We start from the raw sequence: 22,520 nt of genomic DNA on the forward strand, positions 1-22,520 counted from the left end.
GAAGGATTTCGTCGTCAGCCAAGGGAATAGCGGAGCGAAGTCCTCGTTCGCAAGTGGCGACGCTAAAGAAGACCCCGCCAATCGAGAAAAAAAAGGCGGTCCAGCTTATCGGGACAGGTTGCAAAGAAGTTGAGAAGTGGCTGATTCACGCCATCGACTCGCACCGAATAGATCCAGCACCCCTTTTTCGCGCAACGAGGGCAATATCGAGATCGGCCCCGGTCGTGCCTATCCGATCAGCTATGACGCGATCGTGCAGAAGAAGCGCGAAGCCGCGAACCTGCTGGTGCCGGTCGCGCTGTCGGCGTCGCATATCGCGTATGGCTCGATCCGAATGGAGCCGGTGTTCATGATCCTTGGCCAGTCCGCGGCGGCAGCCTCATCGATCGCGATCGACGACCAGATCGCCGTGCAAGACGTCGACTAATGACAAGCTTCGCGCAAGACTGACGTCGGAAGGGCAGATCCTCGAACTTGCGCACTGACAGGAACCCAGGACGCTAAACGCGTTCCGCTCGGCAATGGATCCCGCCGCCTAGTTCCCAGAAGCGGCTGCTTTCAGGCGCAAGTCCATCGCGGTGCGAACGTCATGGATCAGGCGCTAAGCCGCCCTTACATGAGGGGGCAAATGATACCCCCAAATTCCAGCATTGAATCGCAGATTTCAGCCAAAGGCGGAAATCCACTCTCATAATTTCAATGGGTTAGAGTTCATCAGGCTAATAGCGCGGCAGCCAAGATCGCCAAAAATATGTAAATATTTCAATGACTTAGATAGATTGGTAGCGGAGGAGGGACTCGAACCCCCGACACGCGGATTATGATTCCGCTGCTCTAACCAGCTGAGCTACTCCGCCCCGAAAGGCCGCCGCGACGGGCGAGCAGCGCCTATAGGCAGGGCGTTGGCGCTGGTCAATATCATGCACGCACGCCGCGAAAATTTCGCGCGAAGGCCGGCTGCCACGGCCCGCCAAGATAGTGATGCGCCGCGAGCCCCGCGATCGTCAGCGCACGCGGCCGGAAACCGGCGGCGAGTTCGGCGAGGAGCGCGCGCGCCTCGGCGGGCTCCACCTTGTTCTGGACGGTGATGTGGAGCCGCGGCGTTCCCTGGTCCTGCAGCGTCAGCATGCCGGTGAAATGCTCGGCGATACGCTCGCGAATCGTCAGCAGGTCGGGACTGTCGATGCGAAAGGCGACGCCGCCGCCGAGCGAATAGATCTCGCGCAAGCTGGCAGCGGGAGGCGGCGTGTCGGCGGCGATGCGGCGAATCAGCCGGTCGAGTTCATCGAGGCACGACGGCGGCAGCTGATGAAACAGCGTGATATGCGCCGCGAGATGGTTGCGGTCGGGCGGATAATGCGCCGCGCGCAGATTGTTGAAGTGAAGCTGGTCCGCCGCACCCATCGTCGCGGTCACGATGATGGGTACGGCGCCAGCGGCCCGGACGGGAGGGGGGGATGCCGGGCCGCTTATCGGTTTAAGCCGCCTGCGACAGCTTGCCCTGGTACGGGTTCGCCTTCACCCACTCGAGCGCCTTTTCGGGGGTCGATTCGACATAGGGATCGCTGTCGGTGCCGACGTCGTTGATGCCGGGTTCGACGAACATCTGAACCACGACGCCGTCATCGACGATCGCGGTGTAGCGCCAGCTGCGCATGCCGAAGCCGAGGTGATCCTTGTTGATCAGCATGCCCATGCGGCGCGTGAAGGCGCCCGAGCCATCGGGAACCATCTTCACATTTTCAACGCCGAGGTTCTTGCCCCAGTTGTACATGACAAAGGCATCGTTGACGCTGATGCAATGAATGTCGGCGACGCCTTCGGCAGCGAAGTCACCGTGGAGGCGTTCGAAGCCCGGGCACTGTTCGTTCGAGCAGGTCGGGGTGTAGGCGCCGGGCAGGCCGAACAGGATGTGGCGGCCTTCGCCGAACAGCTCGCCGGTGTCGACATCCTGCCAGCGGAACGGGTTCGGGCCGTCAACGGTTTCATCGCGAACGCGGGTCTTGAGCGTCACGGCGGGAACGGGCTGATTGATCATGGGAGAGCCTTTCTCTTGTTGGTTTCGTGCGCCTAAGCGCATGAAAGGCTGCTGCGGTCCAATCGATAAATTGGCAAAGGTTGATCGGATTTATCGATTAACTCCGATTGCAGAAATTCGAATGCCGAAATCGGCCGCGGGGCTATAGGCTGGCCCAGAATCGGCGCAGCGCGGCGACGACCTCGGCGGGCCGTTCGGCGATCGCCCAATGCCCTGCCCCCTCGATCACCGTCAGCGGTGTGCCCGTGTTCGCCGCAAAGCGCTGCGCGACCGACAGCTCGACATAGGGATCGCCCTCGCCCCAGATCAGCACGCCATTCGCGGGCAGCTTGCCGATATCGCGCGCCCAGTCATGCTCGAAACTGAGCCCCTTGGCCGAGCGATAGAGCTTCAGGATCGCGCGGCGCTTGTCCTTGTTCGCCCATTGCGCCGCCTCTTCGCGCGCGATGTCTGCGGGCATGCCCTGCGCCGCCAGCCCCGCGGCGAGCTTGGCGGGCTTGCTGAGCGCCATGAAGATTTCGCCGAGCAGCGGCGTGTTCCAGATGCGCGCGATCCGGTGGCCGCGATAGTCGGGATCGATCACCGCGTTCGAAACCGCCCAGCTGCGGATCAGGTCGGGGCGCAGCATCGCGACGCGCTGTGCGATGAGCGCGCCCCAGTCGTGGCCGACGATGTCGATCGGGCCGTGCGCCGCGAACAGGGCCTCAGCCTCTCCGACCGCCCAGTCGGCATAGGCTTCCTTGGTTGCAGGAAAACCGGCGGGAAGCGGAGCCGTGAAACCGGGAAGCGCGGGAACCGCGACCGGCGTGTCGCCGGGGTCGAGCGCGGCGAGCAGCGGACGCCAGATGGCAGGGCTGTCGGGGACGCCGTGAAGGAAGAGTTTTGCGGTCACTATCGGTCCCCCTATCGGCTGTGCGGCGGCTACTCCATCTCCCCGCGGTCGCGGCGCAGCTGATACCATTTCTGCACATTGGCATTATGCTCCGCGAGCGTGCGTGCGAAGATGTGGCCGCCGTCGCCCTTGGCGACGAAGAAGAGATAGTCGTTCGCCTCGGGATCGAGCACCGCGGCGATCGATGCCTTGCCCGGGTTGGCGATCGGCCCCTGCGGCAGGCCGATCATGCTGTAGGTGTTGTACCCGTTCACCGCCTGGATTTCGGAGCGCAGGATACGCCGCCCGAGCGGCTTGCCCTTGGTGATCGGATAGATGATCGTGGGATCAGCCTGAAGCCGCATGCCGACGCCGAGGCGGTTGGTATAGACCCCCGCGACGGTCCGGCGCTCGGCGGCAACGCCGGTTTCCTTTTCGACGATCGACGCCAGCGTCATCGCCTGATTGCGGTCCTTGACCGCGGTGCGCGGCGTGCGCTTGGCCCAAAGCTCGTTGAACGTCTTGTCCATCGCCGCCTGCATGCGCTTCACGACCGCAGCGCGACTCTCGCCGGTGGTGAAGGCATAGCTGTCGGGAAGGATGCTGCCCTCGGCGGGCACCGGGATTTCACCCTTCAGGCGTTTTTCGGCCATCAGCCGTTCCCACACCATGATCGAGGGCATGCCCTCGGGGATCATCACCATGCGCTGGATCGTCTTGCCCGACTGGAACAGTTCGAGGATGTCGCCCGCGTCCATCCCCTTTTCGATCTTGTATTCGCCGGGCTTGATCGGGTCGTCCGAGCCGAAGAAGCGCGCCTCGTTGCGAAAGCTCGACGCCGAGACGAGCCCGGCGTCCTCGAGGATCTGCCCCGCTTTCGCGATGCTCGCGCCCGGCGGGATCACAACCTCGGCCTCCTTCGGCGCGCCGCCCGAACAGGCGGCGAGCAGCAATGCCAGGATCGCGATCGTCAGCCAGCGGAACGGATGCACGATATTCTCCCTATTCGGCGCTTAAAGCGACAAAAGATACGGACACGCACGTCCAAAATGTCTCCTTTGTCGCTTTAGGCCGTAGCCTGGCGACGAGGGTGATAGAGCATGGCAAGGCAATGTAGGAAAGGGGTTTTAACTGCACACCCTGCCCTCGTCATTCCCGCGAAAGCGGGAACCCAGTTGTGACGTCGGCTCGCTGGGTCCCCGCTTTCGCGGGAATGACGAATATTGGGAATGTCGCTTAATCGATCGCCTTGACGATGACGCTGGCGTTGGTGCCGCCGAAGCCGAAGCTGTTGTTGAGCGCGGCCTTCACTTCGCGCTTCTTCGCCTTGTGCGGGACGAGGTCGACGCCGTCGGTGCCTTCGTCGGGATTGTCGAGGTTGAGCGTCGGGGGGACGATCTGATCGCGGATCGCGAGGATGCAGAAGATCGTCTCGACCGCGCCGGCGCCGCCGAGCAGATGGCCGATGGCGGACTTGGTCGAGCTCATCGACACATTGGCGATTTCATTGCCGAACAGGCGCTTGACCGCGCCGAGCTCGATCGTGTCGGCCATCGTCGAGGTGCCGTGCGCGTTGATATAGTCGATGTCGGCGACGGTCATGCCCGCCTTTTTCAGCGCCATTTCCATCGAACGGAACGCGCCCGAACCGTCGGGATGCGGCGCCGTCACATGATAGGCGTCGCCCGACAGGCCGTAGCCGACGACCTCGGCATAAATCTTCGCGCCGCGTGCCTTGGCATGCTCATATTCCTCGAGCACGACGACGCCCGCGCCCTCGCCCATCACAAAGCCGTCGCGGTCCTTGTCATAGGGGCGGCTCGCCTGTTCCGGGCGGTCGTTATAGCTCATGTTGAGCGCGCGCGCCTGCGCGAAGCCCGCGATGCCGATCGGACAGATCGTCGCCTCGGCGCCGCCCGCGAGCATGATGTCGGCATCGTCGTCGCGGATCATCCGCGCCGCGTCGCCGATCGAATGCGCGCCGGTCGAGCAGGCGGTGACGACCGCATGGTTCGGGCCCTGCAGCCCATATTTGATGCTGACCTGGCCCGAGATCAGGTTGATCAGGCGGCCGTGGACGAAATGTGGGCTGACGCGCCCCGGGCCCTTTTCGGCGAGCAGCAGGCTTTCGCTTTCGATGCCCGGCAGACCGCCGATGCCCGAACCGATCGAGCAGCCGGCACGCAGCTTCATTTCCTCGGGCATATCCTCGAGGCCCGCGTCCTCGATCGCCTGCCCCGCGGCGTCGATGCCATAGATGATGAAGGGATCGACCTGGCGCTGGACCTTGTGATCGACGCGCTTGCCGGGGTCGAAGCCATATTCATGGTCGGGGCCCTTCACTTCGCATGCGATGGTACATTTCTGGTCCGACGCATCGAAATGGGTGATCGTCCCGGCGCCCGATTTGCCCGCGAGCAGATTGGCCCATGTGGTTTCCACATCGGCGCCCAGCGGCGTCACCAAACCCAAACCCGTCACCACAACCCGGCGCATAGTCATTCCTTTCATCGGCCCCTGCCCCCGCAGGGCGCCGCGTCATTCAAGAAAACGCATATCCATAAAAAAAGCTTCCCGGCCTCTGCGCGCGAACGCTCGGGACCGGGAAGCCGGAAACGCGTGGGCGGCTCCGGCAGGGCCGGACCGCAGGGGCTTAGCCCTTGTTCGCTTCGATATAGTCGATCGCGTCCTTGACGGTGGCGATCTTTTCCGCCGCATCGTCGGGGATTTCGACGCCGAATTCTTCTTCGAACGCCATCACCAGCTCGACGATGTCGAGGCTGTCGGCGCCCAGATCGTCGATGAAGCTCGCTTCTTCGGTGACCTTGTCGGCTTCGACGCCCAGATGTTCGACGACGATCTTCTTAACCTTTTCGGCCGAATCGCTCATGCACAGTTCCTTTTTTCTGACTATGTCGTGAATGTTGAAAATTGCCCTAGTGCCCGTGGGCGGGGCTGGCAAGAGGGCTGGCATCGGCCGTGTGGCGAAGCGCCGCGTCGACCAAGACTTCCTCTGCAGCGCTGTAAGCCGACCGTGTCCCTTTCTGCCCCTCCGGCACCTGCGTGACGAAATAGGCAATGCCATCGCCGCCTTCAAGGTCGAACCAGAGCCCCGAACGCAATCCATAGGCATCGCCCGAATGACCGAGGCGCAAACGGCCGTCGCCGAACAGGTCGTCGCGGCATGCGGGGTCACGAAGCGCTGGACCGCCCGTGCTGTGCATAGCTATGCCATATTCGCAGAAAAAGCCGCCCGTCCCCTCGCCGCTCGTCGGATGCACGCGCGCCATCGCTTCGAGCCGCGCGAGGCTTTCGGGTTTCAAAAAGCTCTCGCCGCGGCGCAGCAGCATGATGCCGATGCGCGCGAGGCCGTTTGCCGAGATGCGAACCCCGCCCTGCGGGCTGAACCCCGCGCCATGGCGGGCGAGACGATAGGCGCCGAGGTCGCAGCTGCCGTTCGCTGCCGGCACGACCGGACAGGCCGGCCGCGCGCCCTTCATATCGTCGCGCACGACATTGCCCTCGGCATCGTGCAGCACGACGGCACGCGCGACCGCCGCGTCGCTGCACGTAGGCCAGTTGAAACAGGCATCGAGGCCGAGCGGACGAAAAACGAGCCGCGTCATCGCCTGATCGAACCGCTCGCCGGTTGCGCCCTCGATCGCAGCGGCAACGACCGGATAATTGAAATTGGCATAAGCGAAGGCGCCGCCGGGCGCGCGCGCCTTGTCCCAGGCAGCGGGATTGCCGAGCGCGGTTTCGAGATCGGCGTCCAGCGGCAATGCATAGTCGGTATCGTCGTTGAGCCCCGAACGATGCCCCAGCAACTGCGCCAGGCTGATCGGCCGGTCGGGATAAGCGGGATGGCGCAGCCGCCAGCCGAGATAGTCCGACACATCGCGGTCGAGATCCAGCTTCTCCGCCTCGACCAGCCGCAGCACGCCGAGCGCGACGATCAGCTTCGAAACCGAGGCGACGCGCACCGGATCATCGGGCGTGATCGCGCGGCCGCTCGTTCGGTCGGCCTGCCCTTGGACGACGCGCGTCTCGACCTGTCCTTCGCGGTCGAAACGCACCGCCACCGCGGCCGGGATTGGGGCGGGAGCGGGCGATGCGACCGAGGTCAGCAGGGCTAGAAGCGAGAGCATAGCGCCACTCTGCGCAGCACTCGGCCTAGCGTCAAGGCGCCGCTTTAACCGGGACGACACCCGAATCGCGGAGCGCGGCCGAGGCGCGCTGGATCACCACCGGGGTGATGATGAACCGGCCCAGCACCCGTTCGGGCGTCGCGTCGGCGGGCTGGCGCGTGTAGGCGAGCAGCCGCTGCCATTGCGCGCGCGCCGCCGCCACCTGCCCCTGCCGCGCCTGCACGATCGCGCGCACCATCATATATTGCGGCTCCATATTGCTCGGCGACGGCATGTGATCGAGGATCCGGCGCGCCTCATCCTGTTCGCCGCGTTCCGACAGGGTGAAGGCGAGCGTGACCGCCGGAACGCCGGGATAGGAGGAATCGAGCTGGAGCGACCGCCGGAGCAACAGCTCGCCCTCGGGCCCCATCCCGCACGTCAGTTTGAACAGGCCGAGAAACCCTGCCATGTCGGCATCATAGGGATTGAGCGCGATCGCGGCGTCGCCCATCGCATTACCGCCCGCGCAATTGCCCGTATAGAAATTGGCGCGCGCCATCGCGAACATGCCCGCGGCAGAATTGGGGCTGCTTTCATAGGAGCGCTGCGCCAGCGCCCGAGCTTCGGCAAACGCCTCGCGCCCCGCCGGCGTCATCCGCTGCGGCTGCCAATCGCCATAGCGCACGAGCGACAGTGCGGTGAGCGTCACGGGATCGCGCGGGTTCGCCTTCAGCGTCGCGCGCAGACAGGCGTCAACCTGTTTCACGTTCGTGGTATTGCGCATCTGGCGCACCCGGTTGAACTGCGCGAGGCACGGGAAGCCGGGCGAGAAATTGTCGGGCTGGCGCTGGACCTGGTCGCGCACGATCACGCCATAATCGCCGGCAAGCTGCGCGATCAGCGGCTCGATGGCGGTAAATTCGGGCGTTTCATCCTGTGTCAGGCGCAATTGCTGCGACCAGATGGCGCGCTGGTCCGCGACGCGGTTGAGAACGAGCGTGACGTCGGTATTGCCCTCGACCGTGCGGACGAGCGATGTGTCCAGCCGGTAGTCGCTTTTGCCGGGGGTGGCACTGCCGGGCGTCTTCGAACTCAAAAGGTCGACGAGATCGAAGCGCCGAAGCCCGTCGCGCAGCTTGCCGTCGAGGGCGCGGGCGAGGGCGCGCGATTCGGGCGAATTGCCCGCGGCCGGCGCGCTGACTTCGAGCAAGGGGACCGGCACCGGATCGCCGGCGAACAGCTGGTCGGATCCGCCGCGGAGCGTCCACAGCGTGAAGAGGGCAAGCGCGAGGAGGATGAGAACGACGATCCAGCGGCCAAAGTGGGCGCCGCGATCGGGCGCGCGCCGGACGCCGCCGCCGCGCCCCGTCGGCCGCCCCGCGGCGCCTGCGGTCTTGACGTCATCATCGCTCGCCAGGTCGTCGGCCGATCGCGCCGACGGCGGCGCCGCGCGATACTGGACGACGACTTCATAACTGCCCTGCGGGACGCGCAGCCGGTGGATCCACGGCGTATCGGCATAATAGCGGTCGAGAAGGCTGCGCAGACGCCCCACCATGACGCGCGGATAGCTGTCGACCGCCGGATCGAAATCTTCGCTGCGCCCGAGCGCCTCGGTCGCGATGGCATAGGCCTTGGGCGAGCTGCGCCCGCCACGAAGACGATGTTCGACAAGGAATTGGAGCAGCCGCGACAGCACCGGCGAGCGCGTGAACATCGGGGAATCGAGCAGCCTCTCGAGTTCTTCCGCGATGATCCGATCGACCTCGGCGGGGTCCTGTGTCTCGTTCGTTTTCGCCTGGTCCATGCTACCCTCAAATACCCCTGGCGGGCGGTGCGGGTGATACGCCAATCAACAAGCGCGGCCACCCATTGTTACTTCGACGTAACGGTAACAAGGCGGCCGCACGCCATATCAGAAGAAAAGCCCCTCGCCAATCTGCGAGGAAAAACGCGAAAACGGGTTAAGGATTGGTTATCAAATGGCAACATAGCGGCATGTGACCCCTTGTAACTGCCACAGTTTCGAAACTGTGGCATCCTTTGGGCATCGCGGCATTCCTACGATGACGCGGTGTTGAGGCCAAAAGGCGAAAGGTGCGAGCTGGTCCCTGGCACCCTTCGATCCCCCTCAGGCCTCATTTCAAGACTTCGCCGGGCGGCCCGACAGCCCCACCTGTTCTGTCGCCCGGCAAGTCGACATCCCTCGCTCTCCCCTCAACGCGCCGTGCCGGCAACAGGCGCAGGGCAAGCGCTGCCACCATGACGCTACCAAAGACGACGCCGACCAGCTGCTTGCCCGGATCGGCGCCAAAGGCTCGCCCGGCGTAGCTCGCGGTAAAAATGAACCAGATATAATAGATGCCGAACCGGTGCAGGCGTCCCCACCATTGGCCCAGCCGTCGCTGCCACCCGTCGGTCGAGGTCAGCGCCATCAGATAGAGCATCACATAGGCGAGGCCGCCGCCGATCAGCGACTGCCAGGTCCGCCCCGGCGCATAGACGATGACGTTGATGCCCAACGCGACGAGATGGATCGTATGGGCGAGCGCGAAGCCCAGCCCCCATTGCCGCCGCCGGCGAAGCAGCGCGCGCGTTGTCGCCCCCGGCCAGCGGCGCACCAGCGTCGATGCGAGAAATGCGACAAGGAACAGCGGCAGGCCGGCGCGCGCGGTCCATCGCGCAGCAAGCCCCGCGCGCTCGGCGGCATCGCCACCCGTAAGCAACCCCGCCGCCACCGCGAGCAGCCCGGCGGCGAGGCCGAGCCAGAGCGGGGTCCCGCGGCGGTCGAGCCAGCCGGTCAAATTCACGTGGCTTCGATGCGCAAGGCGCGCATGCACGCACATGTCGGCTCGTCGGCGCCCAACGTCACATAACCAGACATATTAGCGACCCCCATATTTCCTCTGTATATACGAAAGGGGCGCCGGTTTCCACCGACGCCCCATCGTTTTTCGTCAAAAAGATGCAGGACTTAGGTTGTGGCGGGTGCCTTGCACGGACCAGTGTGGGTGCTGGTCATCTGCATGACCATTTCCATGTCGCCGCCGGTCGGAACCTTGCCCTTCGTCGTGATGGTGACGTCGGTCTTCTTGGCTTCCATCGTGCCGGCCATCGCCATGTCGACCGTCTGGCCGTTCGCCGTGCAGGTGCCCGCGACGTCGATCTTGCCGCCCGCAACGTCCTTCTTCGACCATTTGCACTCGCCGCCGTTGCCCGGCCCCTTGGCGAGTTCGGCCGCGACATCTTCCTTGTCGACCTGCTCCTGCGTGAAGCACTGGTCCATGCCGCTGGCGCCTTCCATCATCTTCGTCATCTGGTCTTTCGCTTCCGCCGGCATGCCGGGGACTTCGAATTTCACCAGCTTGACGTCGGTTTTCCAGTTACCGGCTTCGCGCTTCACCGGACCGCTGGTCGCAGCGGTCTCGCTCTTGCCGCAACCCGACACCGCGATGAGGGCGCCGATCGCGGCGACCGTCAGAAATTTCTTCATACCCTGTCTCCTGTGACTGTCCGTTTGGGGGTTCTGTTTTGATTCATTGCGATTGTGGACCCGCCCCATCGATACCATATTGGCGGCAATGGCAATTCAGATTCGTACATCGCTCGATGAAATCGACACGGCGGAGGGCTATGTCCCGCATCGCCCGGCGCGCCCCGACAAGGTCGAAGGCGGCAAGCGATTCGAGCTAGTTAGCGACTATGAGCCCGCGGGCGACCAGCCAACCGCGATCAAGGAACTCGTCTCCACCGCGCTCGACGGCGAGCGCGATCAGGTGCTGCTCGGCGTCACGGGGTCGGGCAAGACCTTCACGATGGCGAAAGTCATCGACGAATTGCAGCGTCCCGCCCTCATCCTCGCACCGAACAAGATCCTCGCGGCGCAGCTTTATGGCGAGTTCAAGAGCTTCTTTCCGAACAATGCGGTCGAATATTTCGTCAGCTATTACGACTATTACCAGCCCGAGGCCTATGTGCCGCGGTCGGACACCTACATCGAGAAAGAGTCGAGCGTAAACGAGGCGATCGACCGCATGCGCCACTCGGCGACGCGCGCGCTGCTCGAACGCGACGATGTGATCATCGTCGCGTCGGTATCGTGCCTCTACGGCATCGGCTCGGTCGAAACTTACTCCGCGATGATCTTCGACCTCAAAAAGGGCCAGGTCGCCGACAATCGCGAGATCATCCGCAAGCTCGTCGCGCTCCAGTACAAGCGCAACGACCAGGCCTTCGCGCGCGGCAATTTCCGCGTACGCGGCGACAGCCTCGAAATCTTCCCGTCGCACTATGAGGACATGGCGTGGCGCGTCAGCTTCTTCGGCGACGAGATCGAGGAGATCACCGAGTTCGACCCGCTGACGGGCAAGAAGATCGCGACCCTCAACTATGTCCGCGTCTTCGCCAACTCGCACTATGTGACCCCGGGGCCGACGTTGAAGCAGGCGAGCGAGGCGATCCGGCACGAGCTGACCGAGCGGCTTAAGGAACTCGAGACCGAAGGGCGCCTGCTCGAGGCGCAGCGGCTCGAGCAGCGCACCAATTTCGACCTCGAGATGATCGCCGCGACGGGAAGCTGCGCCGGGATCGAGAATTACAGCCGCTTCCTCACCGGCCGCCTGCCCGGCGAGCCGCCGCCGACCCTGTTCGAATATCTTCCCGACAACGCATTGCTCTTCGTCGACGAGAGCCACCAGACGATCCCGCAGATCGGCGCGATGTCGAAGGGCGATCACCGCCGCAAGATCACCCTCGCCGAATATGGCTTCCGCCTGCCGAGTTGCATCGACAACCGCCCGCTGCGCTTCGCCGAATGGGACATGATGCGCCCGCAGACGGTCAGCGTGTCGGCGACTCCGGGCACGTGGGAAATGGACCGTACGCAGGGCGTCTTCGCCGAACAGGTGATCCGCCCCACCGGCCTGATCGACCCGCCGGTCGAGATCAAGCCGGTCGAGGAACAGGTCGACGACCTGATCGTCGAGGCGAAGAAGACCGCCGCCGCGGGCTATCGCACCCTCGTCACGACGCTGACCAAGCGCATGGCCGAAGACCTCACCGAATTCCTCCACGAAGCGGGGCTGAAGGTCCGCTACATGCACTCCGACGTCGAGACGCTCGAGCGCATCGAGATCATCCGCGACCTCCGCCTTGGGGTGTTCGACGTGCTCATCGGCATCAACCTGCTGCGCGAAGGGCTCGATATTCCCGAATGCGGGCTCGTCGCGATCCTCGACGCCGACAAGGAGGGTTTCCTGCGCAGCGAGACCAGCCTCGTCCAGACGATCGGCCGCGCCGCGCGCAACGTCGACGGCCGCGTCATCCTCTACGCCGACCGCATCACCGGCAGCATGGAACGCGCGATGCGCGAAACCGACCGCCGCCGCGAAAAGCAGGAAGCCTATAACGCCGAGCACGGCATCACCCCGACGACGATCAAGCGCAACATCGGCGACATCATCGCCCACGTCGCGTCGAAGGATCAGGTCACGATCGACATCGGCGAGGACAAGCCCGCGCACATGGTCGGGCATAACCTCCGCGCCTATATCCAGGACCTGGAAAAGAAGATGCGCGACGCCGCCGCCGACCTCGAGTTCGAGGAAGCCGGGCGGCTCCGCGACGAGATCCGTAAACTGGAGGCCGACGAACTTGGCCTGCCCGTCGATCAACAAGTCGCGCCGCGCGTCGGGCGCTCGAACGAGGGTAAGCCGGGGACGCGCAAGGGGCGGTTCGGGAAGCAGAGCAAGACGAAGTGGGGGCGGTGAGGCCCGCTTCGACAAAACGTATACGTTTTCCGATGAGCGTCCTTGCTCCCGTCGCTTCGCCTGCCTAGGGTCCGCCCCGCAACGGGGAGAACCATCAATGAAAACAGGTCTGTCGCTTATCGCCCTGGCGCTTGCCGCCACCACGCCTGCCGCGCTTTACGCGCAGGACAAGCCCGCTGACGAGAAGGCGAAAGCCGAGAAATCCGTCGATTATGAGCCGCAAGTCCGCACGACAAAGCTGTCGGGCACCTTCGGCGGCCAGCGGATCAACTATGCCGCGACGATCGGCGAGACGATCATCAAGAACAAGGATGGCGTTCCCGAAGTCGCGGTCGTCACCACCTCCTACGTCAAGGAGCCGCGTGATCCGAGCCGGCCGATCACCTTCCTGTTCAACGGCGGCCCCGGATCGGGCACCGTCTGGCTGATGATGGGGGCGTTCGGGCCGAAGCGTGTCGCGATCCCCGGCACCGGCGTCGACGACGGCGCGCCGCCCTATCCGATCGTCGACAATCCCGATGCGCTGCTCGATGTGACCGATGTGGTCTTCATCGATCCGCCGGGCACGGGTTTCTCGCACCTGATCGGCAAGGCCGACCCCAAGGATTATTACGGCGTCACGCAGGACGCGAAGCTCGTCGCCGAGGTGATCCGCCGCTGGCTCAACGACAACGGCCGCTGGAACAGCCCGAAATATCTCGGCGGCGAGAGCTATGGCACGACGCGTTCGGCCGCGGTCGCGAACCAGCTGATGAACGAGACGTACAACGACGTCGCGCTGAACGGCATCATCCTGATTTCGACCGTGCTCGATTTCGCGGCGGGCGCGGACACACCGGGCAACGAGCTGTCGCCGATCACCAATCTGCCGTCGATGGCGGTCACCGCGCTCTATCATGGCAAGGCGACCGCCGCGTCGCCCGAAGCCTTTGCCGAGGAAGCGCGGCAATGGGCGATCGGCCCGTATGCGACCGCCCTCCTCAAGGGCCAGAAATTGCAGGGTGAGGAGCGCGCCGCGATCCGCCGCGAGCTGTCGCGCTTCACCGGGCTATCGGAAACCTATCTCGAAAGCGCCGACCTCCGCGTCACGCCGAACCGTTTCTACAAGGAACTGCTCCGCGACCGTGGGCTCACCGTCGGCCGCCTCGACAGCCGCTACACCGGCAAGGATTATGACAGCGCGGGCGAAGGCCCCGACAACGACCCGAGCTTCTATGGCATCGACGCGAGCTATACCGCCGCGATCAACAGCTGGAGCCGCGACGGGCTGGGGTTCAAGACCGACCGCGAATATCAGTCGATCGGCCGCATCGGCGGGCAATGGGACTGGCGTATCGGCGATCGCGACAGCAATAGCTATCTGAATGTCGCACCCTATATCGGCCAGGCGCTACGCGAAAATTCGGGGCTGAAGGTGCTCGTCGCGCAGGGCTATTATGATTTCGCGACGCCCTTTTTCGCTGCCGAATATGCGCTGTCACGCACCGGCATCCCACAGGATCGCATCAGCTACACCTATTATGGCGCGGGCCACATGATGTATATTCGCGACGAGGACCGGCACAAATTATCGGCCGATATCCGCGCCTTCATCCGCGCGCGATAGGAACGATCAGGGGCGCCGCGGGGGGCGCCCCTTTTTCGTTTCAGCGCAGCACGCCCGCCGCGGCCTGCCGCCGCGCGTAGAAGAAGAGCGCGATCAGGATCACCCAGATCACGATGGCGAAATACATCGGGCCCGGACCGAAAAGCCCCGTGAACTCCTCCTTCTTCAGCACGAATTGATAGAGGGTCATCAACAGCAGCCCCGCCGCCGAGACGAGGAACGCGCTGACCGCATGCCGGCTGCGCATCAGCAGCAACAGCGACCCGGCAAAGCTTCCCCAGACGCCGAGCGCCCAGCCGATGTTGGCCCACATCGGGAAGTCGCCAAACCAGGCGATCTGCTCGGGCGTAAAGCCGCCCATCTCCTTCATATACCAGTCGCTCTTCATCTTTGCGAAGGTGTAGTCGGTCACCGCCATCAGATTCCACAGCAGGCCGAATATCCCGACCACCCACAGGTGCCAGGGCGTTTTGCGCACTTCGGTCATCATATGTCTTCCCCTCCAGAAAGTCAGGCGAAGCTATCATCCTTTGCCGTCGCCATCAACGTGGTGATATAGTCACGCAATACAGCAATGTTGCGGTCGAAATAGCCGATGTCGCGGTAAGTGCGTGCCTGCATCACCGCGCCCTCCATCACCGTCAGCACGAATTCGCCGAGCGCCTTGCGGTCGACGTCCTTCGGCAGCCGGTCGGCGGCGGCATCGAAGCAACCCGCGATCGCGGTCGACCAATTGCTGAAGTTCGCCGCCATCAAATCGCGCACCACCGGGTCGGGCTCATGGATTTCGAGCGCGAGGCTGCCGATCGGGCAACCATAGGTGCAATCGGTGACGATCAGGTGCGTGCGATAGCCTGCGAGCAGCGCGAATATCTTGTCGATCGGATCGTCGACCCCCTCCCAGTTCGGCGCGAGCAGCATCTCGTCGATCCCGTCGCGATAGAGTTCGAGCACCCCGACGAGCACATCCTGCTTGCCCGGAAAGAAATGATAGAGGCTGCCCGAATGGACCTGGCTGCGCGAGAGGATGTCGGCGACCGAGGTCGAGAGATAGCCCTTCTCCCAGAACAGCTCCATCGCGGTCATCAGGATGCGCTGGCGGGTGTCGGCGGCGTTCAATGGCCTTCCCCTATCCGGCGCGATCATAGGCGGCGCGGAGCCAGCCCGCCACATCGTCGCCTGCGTTTTCACCTGCGGCGATGCGCACGCGGTGCGAGACCATCGCATTCCAGCTCCCCGCGGCTTCGAGCTTGCCTGCGGGCTCATCGCCCTTCAGCGCAAGGCCGATGTCGAAGCGGTCCTTGGTCGACGGCTGGAGCAGCGCGAACTGCTTCTTGCGGCGCAGACTGACATAGCCTTTCTTCGGCGCCAGTTCGACGTCGTCGCCGAAGCCCTTCACCAACAGGATCAGCCGGTCATAGAGCGGCCGCCAATGCGCCCTGGCGCCGTCGAACGCCGCCGCGACCAAGGCATCGCCATCTTGCGACAGCGAAGATGATTCGTTGGCGGCATGCACGATCATATTGGCATAGCCGTGGCCGAGCCCATGTTCCGATTTCAGGTGGTTCACCAGCGCCATGTGCCCGGAAATGCCGGTCGCGCGCGCCGCGGCGACCCATTCATCGAGCGCCTTGCCGGTCTTGGCCCGGAGGCTTTCGCCCATCTTCTCGAATTCGTCGGCCATCGCCGTCCTCCCTCGTCAAGATGAGTTGATTGAACATTCAATCAAGAAATTTGTCAAGATGCTTGGCAAGCGGTTGGCGAGCCCCGATATGCACTGGCATGTGTGTCGTTGCCCTTGCTCACAAAGCCCATCCCGACTGGCCCCTCATCCTCATCGGCAATCGCGACGAGTTTCACGCGCGTCCTGCTGCACCACTCGCCGAATGGGATGACGGCAGCGGCATCGTCGCCGGCCGCGACCTGCAAGCCGGGGGAACCTGGCTCGGCTTGCATCGGCCCAGCGGACGCATCGTCGTGGTGACCAATGTCCGCGGTGCCTTGCCCGATCCCGCAAAGGAATCGCGCGGCGCGCTGGTGGTCGACCTGCTGCGCGGCCACGGGCGCTTCGCTCAACCGGCAGAGGCCGATCTCGATAGCTTCAACGCATTTAATCTGTTCGCGATCGATGGAACGCCGCGCCTGTTGACAAACCGGCCACAGCCCCTTGTCGCATCGCTGGGGACGGGCGTCCACGCGCTTGCCAACGAACCGGTGGACCGGCCGTGCGATCGTGCGGAACGGCTGCGCACCGCTCTCATGGCGACCATGGAGCAGGTAGGCGATCCGGTCGCACTACTCGATCTGCTTGCGGCCGACGACGAGCCCGCGCTGTTCCTGCGCGGCCCAGTCTATGGCACACGGTGCAGCAGCGTCGTCGCGCTGGACAACAACGGGACCTGTGTAATCGCCGAACGGTCCTTCGACAAGAGCGGCACAGTAACGGGACAGATATCTTTCAGAATTGACGCATTAAAAACAGCCGATTAGACTAAATGGATGGGGAAAAAATTCCACGCTGCGGCGCTTTCCGTCCTTTCGGGCATCTTGCTTTCGAGTTGCGGCGATGGTGGTGGCGATCCGCCGGTGGTCATCCCGCCCAACCAGCCACCGACGCTCACGTCGGCGACTTCGGTTTCCACGGTTGAGAATGCAACGCTGGCCTTTCAGGCGACGGCGACCGACCCCGATGGCAATACGCTGACCTTTTCGATCGGGGGCACCGATGCGACGCGCTTTTCGATCACCGCAAGCGGGCTTCTGAATTTCCTCTCCGCGCCCGATTTCGACAACCCCGCCGACGAGAATGGCGATAATATCTATCTGATACAAATCTCGGTAAGCGACGGAAGGACCAGCGTATCACAGCCTCTGGCTGTCACGGTGACGAACAGCCGCGAAGGCATAGTGGTCAATCGCATCTTCGCCGGCCTCGAACAGACTGTCACAATGTCGGCGATACCGGGCGATTCACGCCTTTTCGTGGCCGAGGGCGACGGCTCGATCTATTATTTCGATCCGGCGGCGAGAACACGAACATTATATACCCGCGTCATAAGCAAGAGCGGATTCAGATCGGCCGGCCTGTTGAACATGGCTGCATCGCCCGATTATGCGAACGATGGCCTGCTGTATGTCTCGCTCCAGACCCCGACCGAAACCTCGGTCTATGCACTGGACCGCGCGAAGGCCGATCCGGGCTCGGCAAGCAATTCCATCGAAGTCGCCACCTTCCCTCAACAGGTCCTCCCGATCACGCAGGCCGGCTGGCTGGGCTTCGCGCCCAACGGCGACCTATATTATGGCCGGGGCGCCGCGCGTTATACCAACAATGACGAAGGCGCGCACGCCGACGACACCTACCGCGGCAAGCTCATCCGCATCCGCCGCAACGCCTCCCCCGGAGCGCCATCGCAATATAGCTATGACCTGGCTGCGAAGGGTCTATTCGGACCGGCAAGCGGCACCTTCGTCGGAAACACGCTCCTGATTGGCGATACCGGCCTCAAGGTGACAGGGGAAATCGATCGTTTCGATATCAACGGACCGGTCGTTAGTTTCGGATATCCTTACCGCGAGGGCAATACCGCCGTATTTCCCCCCGAGCCGGCTGGCCTGATCGCGCCCGTGCTGGAGATCGCCTTCGGCGCAGGATTAAAACAGAGCGGCGGCATCATCTTGGGACCCGTGTATAACGGGCCGATTACTTCGCTTCGCGGGCAATTGATCTTCGCCGATGCCCAACTGCTCAACGGCAATAGCATGGGGAGCATCTGGACGATCGACGCCAGTCAACTGCTCGGCGCGACGACAACGCTTCCGTCTGCCGCCTACTCCTTACGCAAGGCGGATTTCACGCCCAATAGCGGGGGGATGTCTGCAGTCAGGAGCTTTGCCGCGACCGCCGACGGGAAGCTGTTCATTCTCGACCGCGGCGGCTCGATCTATGAAGTCGTCGCCGGAAGCTAGGAACAGCCTTCGCCGAAGGCCGTTCCCCACAAAATTGCCTGCGGCTATTTCGGCGCGATGACCATCAGCATCTGGCGGCCTTCGGTGCGCGGATGCGCCTCGACCTTCGCGATTTCCGACGTCAATTCGGCAACGCGCTGGAGCACGTTGAGGCCGAGCTGCGTGTGGCTCATTTCGCGGCCGCGGAAACGCATGGTCATCTTGACCTTGTCGCCTTCCTCGAGGAAGTCGAAGACCTTCTTCATCTTCACATCGAAATCATGATCGTCGATATTCGGACGCATCTTGATCTCTTTGATTTCCTGCGTCTTCTGGCTCTTGCGTGCGAGGTTCGCCTTTTTCTGCGCCTCATATTTGAACTTGCCGACGTCGAGGAACTTGCACACCGGCGGATCGGCGTTCGGGGATACTTCCACCAGGTCGAGACCAACCTCGGCCGCCTGCTCGATCGCTTCGGCCGTCAGCATCACGCCCAGATTTTCGCCTTCCTCGTCGATCACGCGGACTTTGGGGGAGGCGATAAATTCGTTGTAACGCGGGCCGTTTTTCGGCGGCATCGGTGCCATTGGGCGACGGGTCATGGGCGGTGGTATAGCTGTATCTCCTGGAACATTTAAAATAGGCGTGCAGCATCGACGCAAAAACACGCGTGGTGGTCATATAGTGATCAAAGCGCCGTCGTAAAGGCCGCCGCACTCACCTTATAACGCTTTTCGGACCGACTGTGGCCGGTCTGCCACTGTCAGCGGACGACTACCATTTGGTCGGCGCGGGATCGACGACGCGGAAGCCGCCCGCACCGATTTCGCTGACCTCGAGCGCGCGCTCGGCGATACCCCTGTTACTGAAGCGGAAGATGCCGTCGATGCCGCCGAAACCGTCGGCGGCGAGCAGGCGGTTCGCGGGAAAATTGGTCCCCGGCTTCCAGTCGCGCGCGATGCGCACCGTCAGCAACACCGAGTCATAGCCCAGGCTGGCGAGCCGGTACGGCGCCTTCCCGAAACGCGTGCGATATTTGGTCGCAAGCTGGCCGTAGAGGCCGTCCGACACGCTGGCGAACCACGACCCGCGCATCACCGCGCTGCTGCCGAGCGCGGCATCGGTATTCCACAGTTCGGTGCCGAGGATCTGCTTGTTCCCCGTCGTCTTGATCACGGGCACCGCGCGAATGGCGTTGCCGCCGCTGTCGGCGATCAGCACCGCGTCCATCGCACCCGCATTGGCGATCCGCCTCGCCGCACCCGTCAGCGCGGTCGCGCTGCGGTCATAGCTTTCGACCGCGACGAGCGTGCCGCCCGCTTCGGCCACCGCGGCGCGGAACGCCGCCGCCGAACGGTCGCCATAGACATTCTTGGGCACGAGCGCGCCGAAGCGCTGATGACCCTTGGCGCGCGAAAAGGCGACGACGCGTTCGACCGACTGACCGGGGACGAAGCCCATGATGAAGACGCCATTGCCCGCAACGCTACTGTCGTTCGAGAAGCTCAGCACCGGCACCTTCGCCCCGCGCGCGATCGGCGCCACCGCGGTGACATCCTCGCTGAGCAGCGGGCCGAGGATCAGCTTGTTGCCGTCGGCCACCGCCTGCCGCGCCGCCGCCGCCGCACCGAGCGCGGTGTCATAGGTGGTGATGCGGACACGTTCGGTGCGCGAATCGAGCAGCGCGAGCGTCGTCGCATTGGCGATTGCGGTACCGACGTCGGCGTTCGGGCCCGTCTGCGGCACGAGCAGTGCAACGCGGTGGCGATCGGTATCGGTCGGCAGACCGGGGCCGACATTGTCGTCGGGGTTCGTCGGCGGCGGCGGGGTCGCCGGGCCGTTGGACTTGGGCACGACCTGACATGCCGCGAGCAGACCCGCCATCGCCATCACGCCGAGCCCGCGCAGCATCTGACGACGCGGCGATGCTTTGTTTTGGCGCTGGTCGGCAGTTTCTGCCATTTTCGGCGTCATGCCAGATTCGAACATCTCAGATTCTCCCTTGCCCGGTCTCTATATCGTCGCGACGCCCATCGGCAACCTTGGCGACATCAGCGCGCGCGCGGCGACGACGCTCGCCTCCGCCGGCGTGATCGCCGCGGAGGACACGCGTGTGACCGCGAAATTGCTGTCGCATCTGGGATTGCGTGTGCCGATGACCCCCTATCATGATCATAGCGACGAACGCACCCGCGCCGCGCTGGTTGCGCGGATGAGCCAAGAAGTTGTCGTTTTGGTGTCGGATGCCGGCACCCCGCTGATTTCGGACCCGGGATACAAGCTGGTGCGCGACGCACGCGCGGCGGGGCGCCACGTTACCACCCTGCCCGGCCCCTGCGCCGCGATCGCCGCGATCACCCTGTCGGGGCTGCCGAGCGACCGTTTCCTCTTCGCGGGCTTCCTGCCGAACAAGACGAAGGCGCGCGCCGACACGCTCGCCGAATTCGCCGGGCTGCGCGCGACTTTGGTCTTCTACGAAAGCGGGCCGCGGCTGTCGGCGTCGCTGGCGGCGATGGCCGAAGCGCTCGGCGACCGCGAGGCGGCGGTCGCGCGCGAGATCAGCAAGATGTTCGAGGAATGCGTCACCGGCACGCTGACCGAGCTTTCCGCGCGCTACGCCGACGCGCCGCCCAAGGGCGAGATCGTCGTCATCGTCGGCCCGCCCGGCGAAGCGGCTACCGAGGAAGCCGACGATGCAACGCTCGACGCGGCGCTCCGCGAAGCGATGGCCGACAAACCCGTCGCGCAGGCGGCGAAGGCGGTCGCCAAACGCTTCGGCCTCGACCGCCATGACGTCTATGCGCGTGCGCTGACGCTGAAAGAGCAGGCTTGAACCGCGCCGCCGCCGAAGCCCGCGGCCGCAAGGCCGAACGCCGCGCCGCCTGGTGGCTGCGCCTCCACGGCTGGCGCATCATCGGCGAGCGGCTGCGCGTCCCCGTCGGCGAAGTCGACCTTGTCGCGCGGCGCGGGCGCACGATCGCCTTCATCGAGGTCAAATGGCGCGACCGCGCTGCCGATCTCGACCTTGCCATCGACCAATATCGCCTGCGCCGCGTCGCCGCCGCCGCCGAAATGCTGCGCCCGCGCTTCGCCGGCCCGCGCGACGACATCAGGATCGACGTGATGCTCCTTGCGCCAAGGCGCCTGCCACGCCATCTGGTCCACGTCTGGCAACCCTGAGGAAGAAATAATGACCCTGCGCGCCGCGGTACAAATGGACCCGATGGACAATATCAACATCGGGGGCGACAGCAGTTTTGCGTTGATCCTGAAGGCGCTCGAACGCGGCTACGAGCTCTATCATTACGATGTGCGCGGCCTGACGTGGGAAGCCGGACGGCTCACGACGAAGGCGCACCGCATCCTCGAAGCAAAGCGTGAACCGGGCGCGCACTATAAATTCGGCGATGAAGTGCTGATCGACCTCGGCCGCGACGTCGACGTCGTGCTGATGCGGCAGGATCCGCCCTTCGACCTCGGCTATCTCACCGGCACATGGCTGCTCGAGCGCATCGCCAATGAAACGCTCGTCGTGAACGACCCCGTTTCGGTCCGCAACGCGCCAGAAAAGGTGTTCGTGCTCGATTTCCCCGAGTTCATGCCGCCGACGATGGTCACGCGCAGCCTCGACGCGGTGAAGGATTTTCAGGCGCGCCATGGCGCCGTTGTAATCAAGCCGCTCCACGGCAATGGCGGCAAGGCGGTATTCCGCATCGACGCCGACGGCAGCAATTTGGGCGCGCTCGTCGAGCTGTTCGGACAGGTTTGGCCCGAACCCTTCATGGTCCAGCAATTCCTGCCGAGCGTATCGAAGGGCGACAAGCGCATCGTGCTTGTTGACGGCGAGGTCGCGGGCGCGATCAACCGCAAGCCCGGCGAAGGCGAATTCCGCTCGAACCTTGCGGTCGGCGGCTTTGCCGAAGCCACCGAGCTGACCCCACGCGAACAAGAGATTTGCGACGTGCTCGGCCCGCAGCTGCGCGAACGTGGGCTCGTCTTCGTCGGCATCGACGTGATCGGCGGCGAATGGCTCACCGAAATCAACGTCACTTCGCCCACCGGGATCGTCGCGATCGATCGGTTCAACAACAGCGATACGGCGGGAATGATCTGGGACGCGATCAAGCGACGGATCGGCTGAGCCGCCCGCGCGTTTTCC

Annotated in this window: 23 protein-coding genes and 1 tRNA gene; 8 read left to right on the top strand and 16 right to left on the bottom strand. The window is 64.0% G+C overall.

Annotated elements, in window-relative coordinates; translation table 11 throughout:
* The first annotated feature begins 136 nt into the window (after nt 1–136).
* Nucleotides 137–427 carry an FAD-dependent oxidoreductase gene (locus tag V8J55_RS16525; RefSeq protein ID WP_336446685.1) on the top strand — a complete coding sequence of 97 codons (291 nt, stop codon included), beginning with the start codon at nt 137–139 and terminating at the stop codon, nt 425–427.
* A 353-nt stretch (nt 428–780) separates the two neighbouring features.
* Here the strand turns inward: V8J55_RS16525 and V8J55_RS16530 are convergent.
* From V8J55_RS16530 to V8J55_RS16580, 11 genes are all read right to left on the bottom strand, one after another.
* Nucleotides 781–857, bottom strand: a tRNA-Met gene (locus tag V8J55_RS16530).
* Between the two features lie 61 nt (nt 858–918).
* A complete protein-coding gene (locus tag V8J55_RS16535) occupies nt 919–1,404 on the bottom strand; it encodes a 2'-5' RNA ligase family protein (protein ID WP_336446893.1) in 486 nt (161 codons plus the stop codon).
* Nucleotides 1,405–1,477: 73 nt separating this feature from the next.
* The gene (locus tag V8J55_RS16540; protein ID WP_336446686.1) at nt 1,478–2,038 is read right to left on the bottom strand and encodes a peroxiredoxin; all 561 of its coding nucleotides are present in this window, start codon (nt 2,036–2,038) and stop codon (nt 1,478–1,480) included.
* Between the two features lie 142 nt (nt 2,039–2,180).
* A complete protein-coding gene (locus V8J55_RS16545; protein ID WP_336446687.1) occupies nt 2,181–2,930 on the bottom strand; it encodes an alpha/beta fold hydrolase in 750 nt (249 codons plus the stop codon).
* 29 nt (nt 2,931–2,959) lie between these two features.
* Nucleotides 2,960–3,901: an endolytic transglycosylase MltG gene (gene mltG, locus V8J55_RS16550; protein ID WP_336446688.1), complete on the bottom strand. Its 942-nt coding sequence runs from the start codon at nt 3,899–3,901 to the stop codon at nt 2,960–2,962.
* Nucleotides 3,902–4,145: 244 nt separating this feature from the next.
* Nucleotides 4,146–5,405, bottom strand: a complete 1,260-nt coding sequence (gene fabF / locus V8J55_RS16555; protein WP_336446689.1) for a beta-ketoacyl-ACP synthase II — start codon at nt 5,403–5,405, stop codon at nt 4,146–4,148.
* Nucleotides 5,406–5,562: 157 nt separating this feature from the next.
* Entirely contained in the window at nt 5,563–5,799 is a 237-nt protein-coding gene (locus tag V8J55_RS16560) for an acyl carrier protein (RefSeq protein WP_003039428.1), read from the bottom strand.
* Nucleotides 5,800–5,845: 46 nt separating this feature from the next.
* Nucleotides 5,846–7,057, bottom strand: a complete 1,212-nt coding sequence (locus V8J55_RS16565) for a serine hydrolase domain-containing protein (protein WP_336446691.1) — start codon at nt 7,055–7,057, stop codon at nt 5,846–5,848.
* A gap of 31 nt (nt 7,058–7,088) precedes the next feature.
* A complete protein-coding gene (locus V8J55_RS16570; RefSeq protein WP_336446692.1) occupies nt 7,089–8,846 on the bottom strand; it encodes a tetratricopeptide repeat protein in 1,758 nt (585 codons plus the stop codon).
* 331 nt (nt 8,847–9,177) lie between these two features.
* Nucleotides 9,178–9,849, bottom strand: a complete 672-nt coding sequence (locus tag V8J55_RS16575) for a hypothetical protein (RefSeq protein ID WP_336446693.1) — start codon at nt 9,847–9,849, stop codon at nt 9,178–9,180.
* 164 nt (nt 9,850–10,013) lie between these two features.
* The gene (locus tag V8J55_RS16580; RefSeq protein WP_037511364.1) at nt 10,014–10,532 is read right to left on the bottom strand and encodes a DUF3617 domain-containing protein; all 519 of its coding nucleotides are present in this window, start codon (nt 10,530–10,532) and stop codon (nt 10,014–10,016) included.
* 88 nt (nt 10,533–10,620) lie between these two features.
* Between V8J55_RS16580 and uvrB the strand changes: the two genes are divergently transcribed.
* Together uvrB and V8J55_RS16590 are read left to right on the top strand one after the other, a co-directional pair.
* A complete protein-coding gene (uvrB, locus tag V8J55_RS16585; RefSeq protein WP_037511362.1) occupies nt 10,621–12,807 on the top strand; it encodes an excinuclease ABC subunit UvrB in 2,187 nt (728 codons plus the stop codon).
* Between the two features lie 97 nt (nt 12,808–12,904).
* The gene (locus tag V8J55_RS16590) at nt 12,905–14,413 is read left to right on the top strand and encodes a S10 family peptidase (protein WP_336446694.1); all 1,509 of its coding nucleotides are present in this window, start codon (nt 12,905–12,907) and stop codon (nt 14,411–14,413) included.
* A 40-nt stretch (nt 14,414–14,453) separates the two neighbouring features.
* Here V8J55_RS16590 and V8J55_RS16595 read toward each other — a convergent pair whose 3' ends face one another.
* The 3 genes from V8J55_RS16595 to V8J55_RS16605 are packed head-to-tail and all read right to left on the bottom strand — an operon-like array spanning nt 14,454 to nt 16,097.
* Nucleotides 14,454–14,903, bottom strand: a complete 450-nt coding sequence (locus tag V8J55_RS16595) for a hypothetical protein (RefSeq protein ID WP_336446695.1) — start codon at nt 14,901–14,903, stop codon at nt 14,454–14,456.
* A 20-nt stretch (nt 14,904–14,923) separates the two neighbouring features.
* A complete protein-coding gene (locus V8J55_RS16600; RefSeq protein ID WP_336446696.1) occupies nt 14,924–15,532 on the bottom strand; it encodes a TetR/AcrR family transcriptional regulator in 609 nt (202 codons plus the stop codon).
* 10 nt (nt 15,533–15,542) lie between these two features.
* Entirely contained in the window at nt 15,543–16,097 is a 555-nt protein-coding gene (locus V8J55_RS16605; protein ID WP_336446697.1) for a DUF4287 domain-containing protein, read from the bottom strand.
* Between the two features lie 62 nt (nt 16,098–16,159).
* Here V8J55_RS16605 and V8J55_RS16610 point away from each other — a divergent pair, with 62 nt between their 5' ends.
* Both V8J55_RS16610 and V8J55_RS16615 read left to right on the top strand, forming a co-directional pair.
* Complete coding sequence (locus V8J55_RS16610; protein ID WP_336446698.1) at nt 16,160–16,903, top strand: NRDE family protein; 744 nt, start codon at nt 16,160–16,162, stop codon at nt 16,901–16,903.
* Between the two features lie 9 nt (nt 16,904–16,912).
* Nucleotides 16,913–18,382, top strand: a complete 1,470-nt coding sequence (locus V8J55_RS16615) for a PQQ-dependent sugar dehydrogenase (protein WP_336446699.1) — start codon at nt 16,913–16,915, stop codon at nt 18,380–18,382.
* A gap of 44 nt (nt 18,383–18,426) precedes the next feature.
* On the opposite strand, the gene infC is transcribed toward V8J55_RS16615, so the two are convergent.
* Together infC and V8J55_RS16625 are read right to left on the bottom strand one after the other, a co-directional pair.
* A complete protein-coding gene (gene infC, locus V8J55_RS16620; RefSeq protein WP_179495247.1) occupies nt 18,427–18,963 on the bottom strand; it encodes a translation initiation factor IF-3 in 537 nt (178 codons plus the stop codon).
* 172 nt (nt 18,964–19,135) lie between these two features.
* Entirely contained in the window at nt 19,136–20,272 is a 1,137-nt protein-coding gene (locus V8J55_RS16625) for a penicillin-binding protein activator (RefSeq protein ID WP_443030835.1), read from the bottom strand.
* A 61-nt stretch (nt 20,273–20,333) separates the two neighbouring features.
* Here V8J55_RS16625 and rsmI point away from each other — a divergent pair, with 61 nt between their 5' ends.
* Genes rsmI through gshB form a run of 3 tightly spaced genes read left to right on the top strand, consistent with a single transcriptional unit; the run spans nt 20,334 to nt 22,502 of the window.
* Entirely contained in the window at nt 20,334–21,194 is an 861-nt protein-coding gene (gene rsmI / locus V8J55_RS16630) for a 16S rRNA (cytidine(1402)-2'-O)-methyltransferase (protein WP_336446701.1), read from the top strand.
* Nucleotides 21,191–21,541 (top strand): YraN family protein, encoded by a 351-nt coding sequence (locus V8J55_RS16635; protein ID WP_336446702.1) that lies wholly within the window; start codon nt 21,191–21,193, stop codon nt 21,539–21,541. Before rsmI ends, V8J55_RS16635 begins: the two co-directional genes overlap by 4 nt.
* A gap of 10 nt (nt 21,542–21,551) precedes the next feature.
* Nucleotides 21,552–22,502, top strand: a complete 951-nt coding sequence (gshB, locus tag V8J55_RS16640) for a glutathione synthase (protein ID WP_336446703.1) — start codon at nt 21,552–21,554, stop codon at nt 22,500–22,502.
* The last annotated feature ends 18 nt before the right edge of the window (nt 22,503–22,520 follow it).

The sequence above is a fragment of the Sphingopyxis sp. CCNWLW2 genome (genome assembly GCF_037095755.1).
Classification (GTDB): domain Bacteria; phylum Pseudomonadota; class Alphaproteobacteria; order Sphingomonadales; family Sphingomonadaceae; genus Sphingopyxis.

Excerpts from the sequence above, each read along its gene's own strand:
- V8J55_RS16535 (WP_336446893.1), bottom strand. The coding sequence starts at position 1,404 with ATGGGTGCGGCGGACCAGCTTCACTTCAACAATCTGCGCGCGGCGCAT.
- V8J55_RS16540 (WP_336446686.1), bottom strand. The coding sequence starts at position 2,038 with ATGATCAATCAGCCCGTTCCCGCCGTGACGCTCAAGACCCGCGTTCGC.
- fabF (WP_336446689.1), bottom strand. The coding sequence starts at position 5,405 with ATGCGCCGGGTTGTGGTGACGGGTTTGGGTTTGGTGACGCCGCTGGGC.
- V8J55_RS16560 (WP_003039428.1), bottom strand. The coding sequence starts at position 5,799 with ATGAGCGATTCGGCCGAAAAGGTTAAGAAGATCGTCGTCGAACATCTG.
- V8J55_RS16565 (WP_336446691.1), bottom strand. The coding sequence starts at position 7,057 with ATGCTCTCGCTTCTAGCCCTGCTGACCTCGGTCGCATCGCCCGCTCCC.
- V8J55_RS16570 (WP_336446692.1), bottom strand. The coding sequence starts at position 8,846 with ATGGACCAGGCGAAAACGAACGAGACACAGGACCCCGCCGAGGTCGAT.
- V8J55_RS16580 (WP_037511364.1), bottom strand. The coding sequence starts at position 10,532 with ATGAAGAAATTTCTGACGGTCGCCGCGATCGGCGCCCTCATCGCGGTG.
- uvrB (WP_037511362.1), top strand. The coding sequence starts at position 10,621 with ATGGCAATTCAGATTCGTACATCGCTCGATGAAATCGACACGGCGGAG.
- V8J55_RS16590 (WP_336446694.1), top strand. The coding sequence starts at position 12,905 with ATGAAAACAGGTCTGTCGCTTATCGCCCTGGCGCTTGCCGCCACCACG.
- V8J55_RS16595 (WP_336446695.1), bottom strand. The coding sequence starts at position 14,903 with ATGATGACCGAAGTGCGCAAAACGCCCTGGCACCTGTGGGTGGTCGGG.
- V8J55_RS16605 (WP_336446697.1), bottom strand. The coding sequence starts at position 16,097 with ATGGCCGACGAATTCGAGAAGATGGGCGAAAGCCTCCGGGCCAAGACC.
- V8J55_RS16615 (WP_336446699.1), top strand. The coding sequence starts at position 16,913 with ATGGGGAAAAAATTCCACGCTGCGGCGCTTTCCGTCCTTTCGGGCATC.
- infC (WP_179495247.1), bottom strand. The coding sequence starts at position 18,963 with ATGACCCGTCGCCCAATGGCACCGATGCCGCCGAAAAACGGCCCGCGT.
- V8J55_RS16625 (WP_443030835.1), bottom strand. The coding sequence starts at position 20,272 with ATGCTGCGCGGGCTCGGCGTGATGGCGATGGCGGGTCTGCTCGCGGCA.
- rsmI (WP_336446701.1), top strand. The coding sequence starts at position 20,334 with ATGCCAGATTCGAACATCTCAGATTCTCCCTTGCCCGGTCTCTATATC.
- gshB (WP_336446703.1), top strand. The coding sequence starts at position 21,552 with ATGACCCTGCGCGCCGCGGTACAAATGGACCCGATGGACAATATCAAC.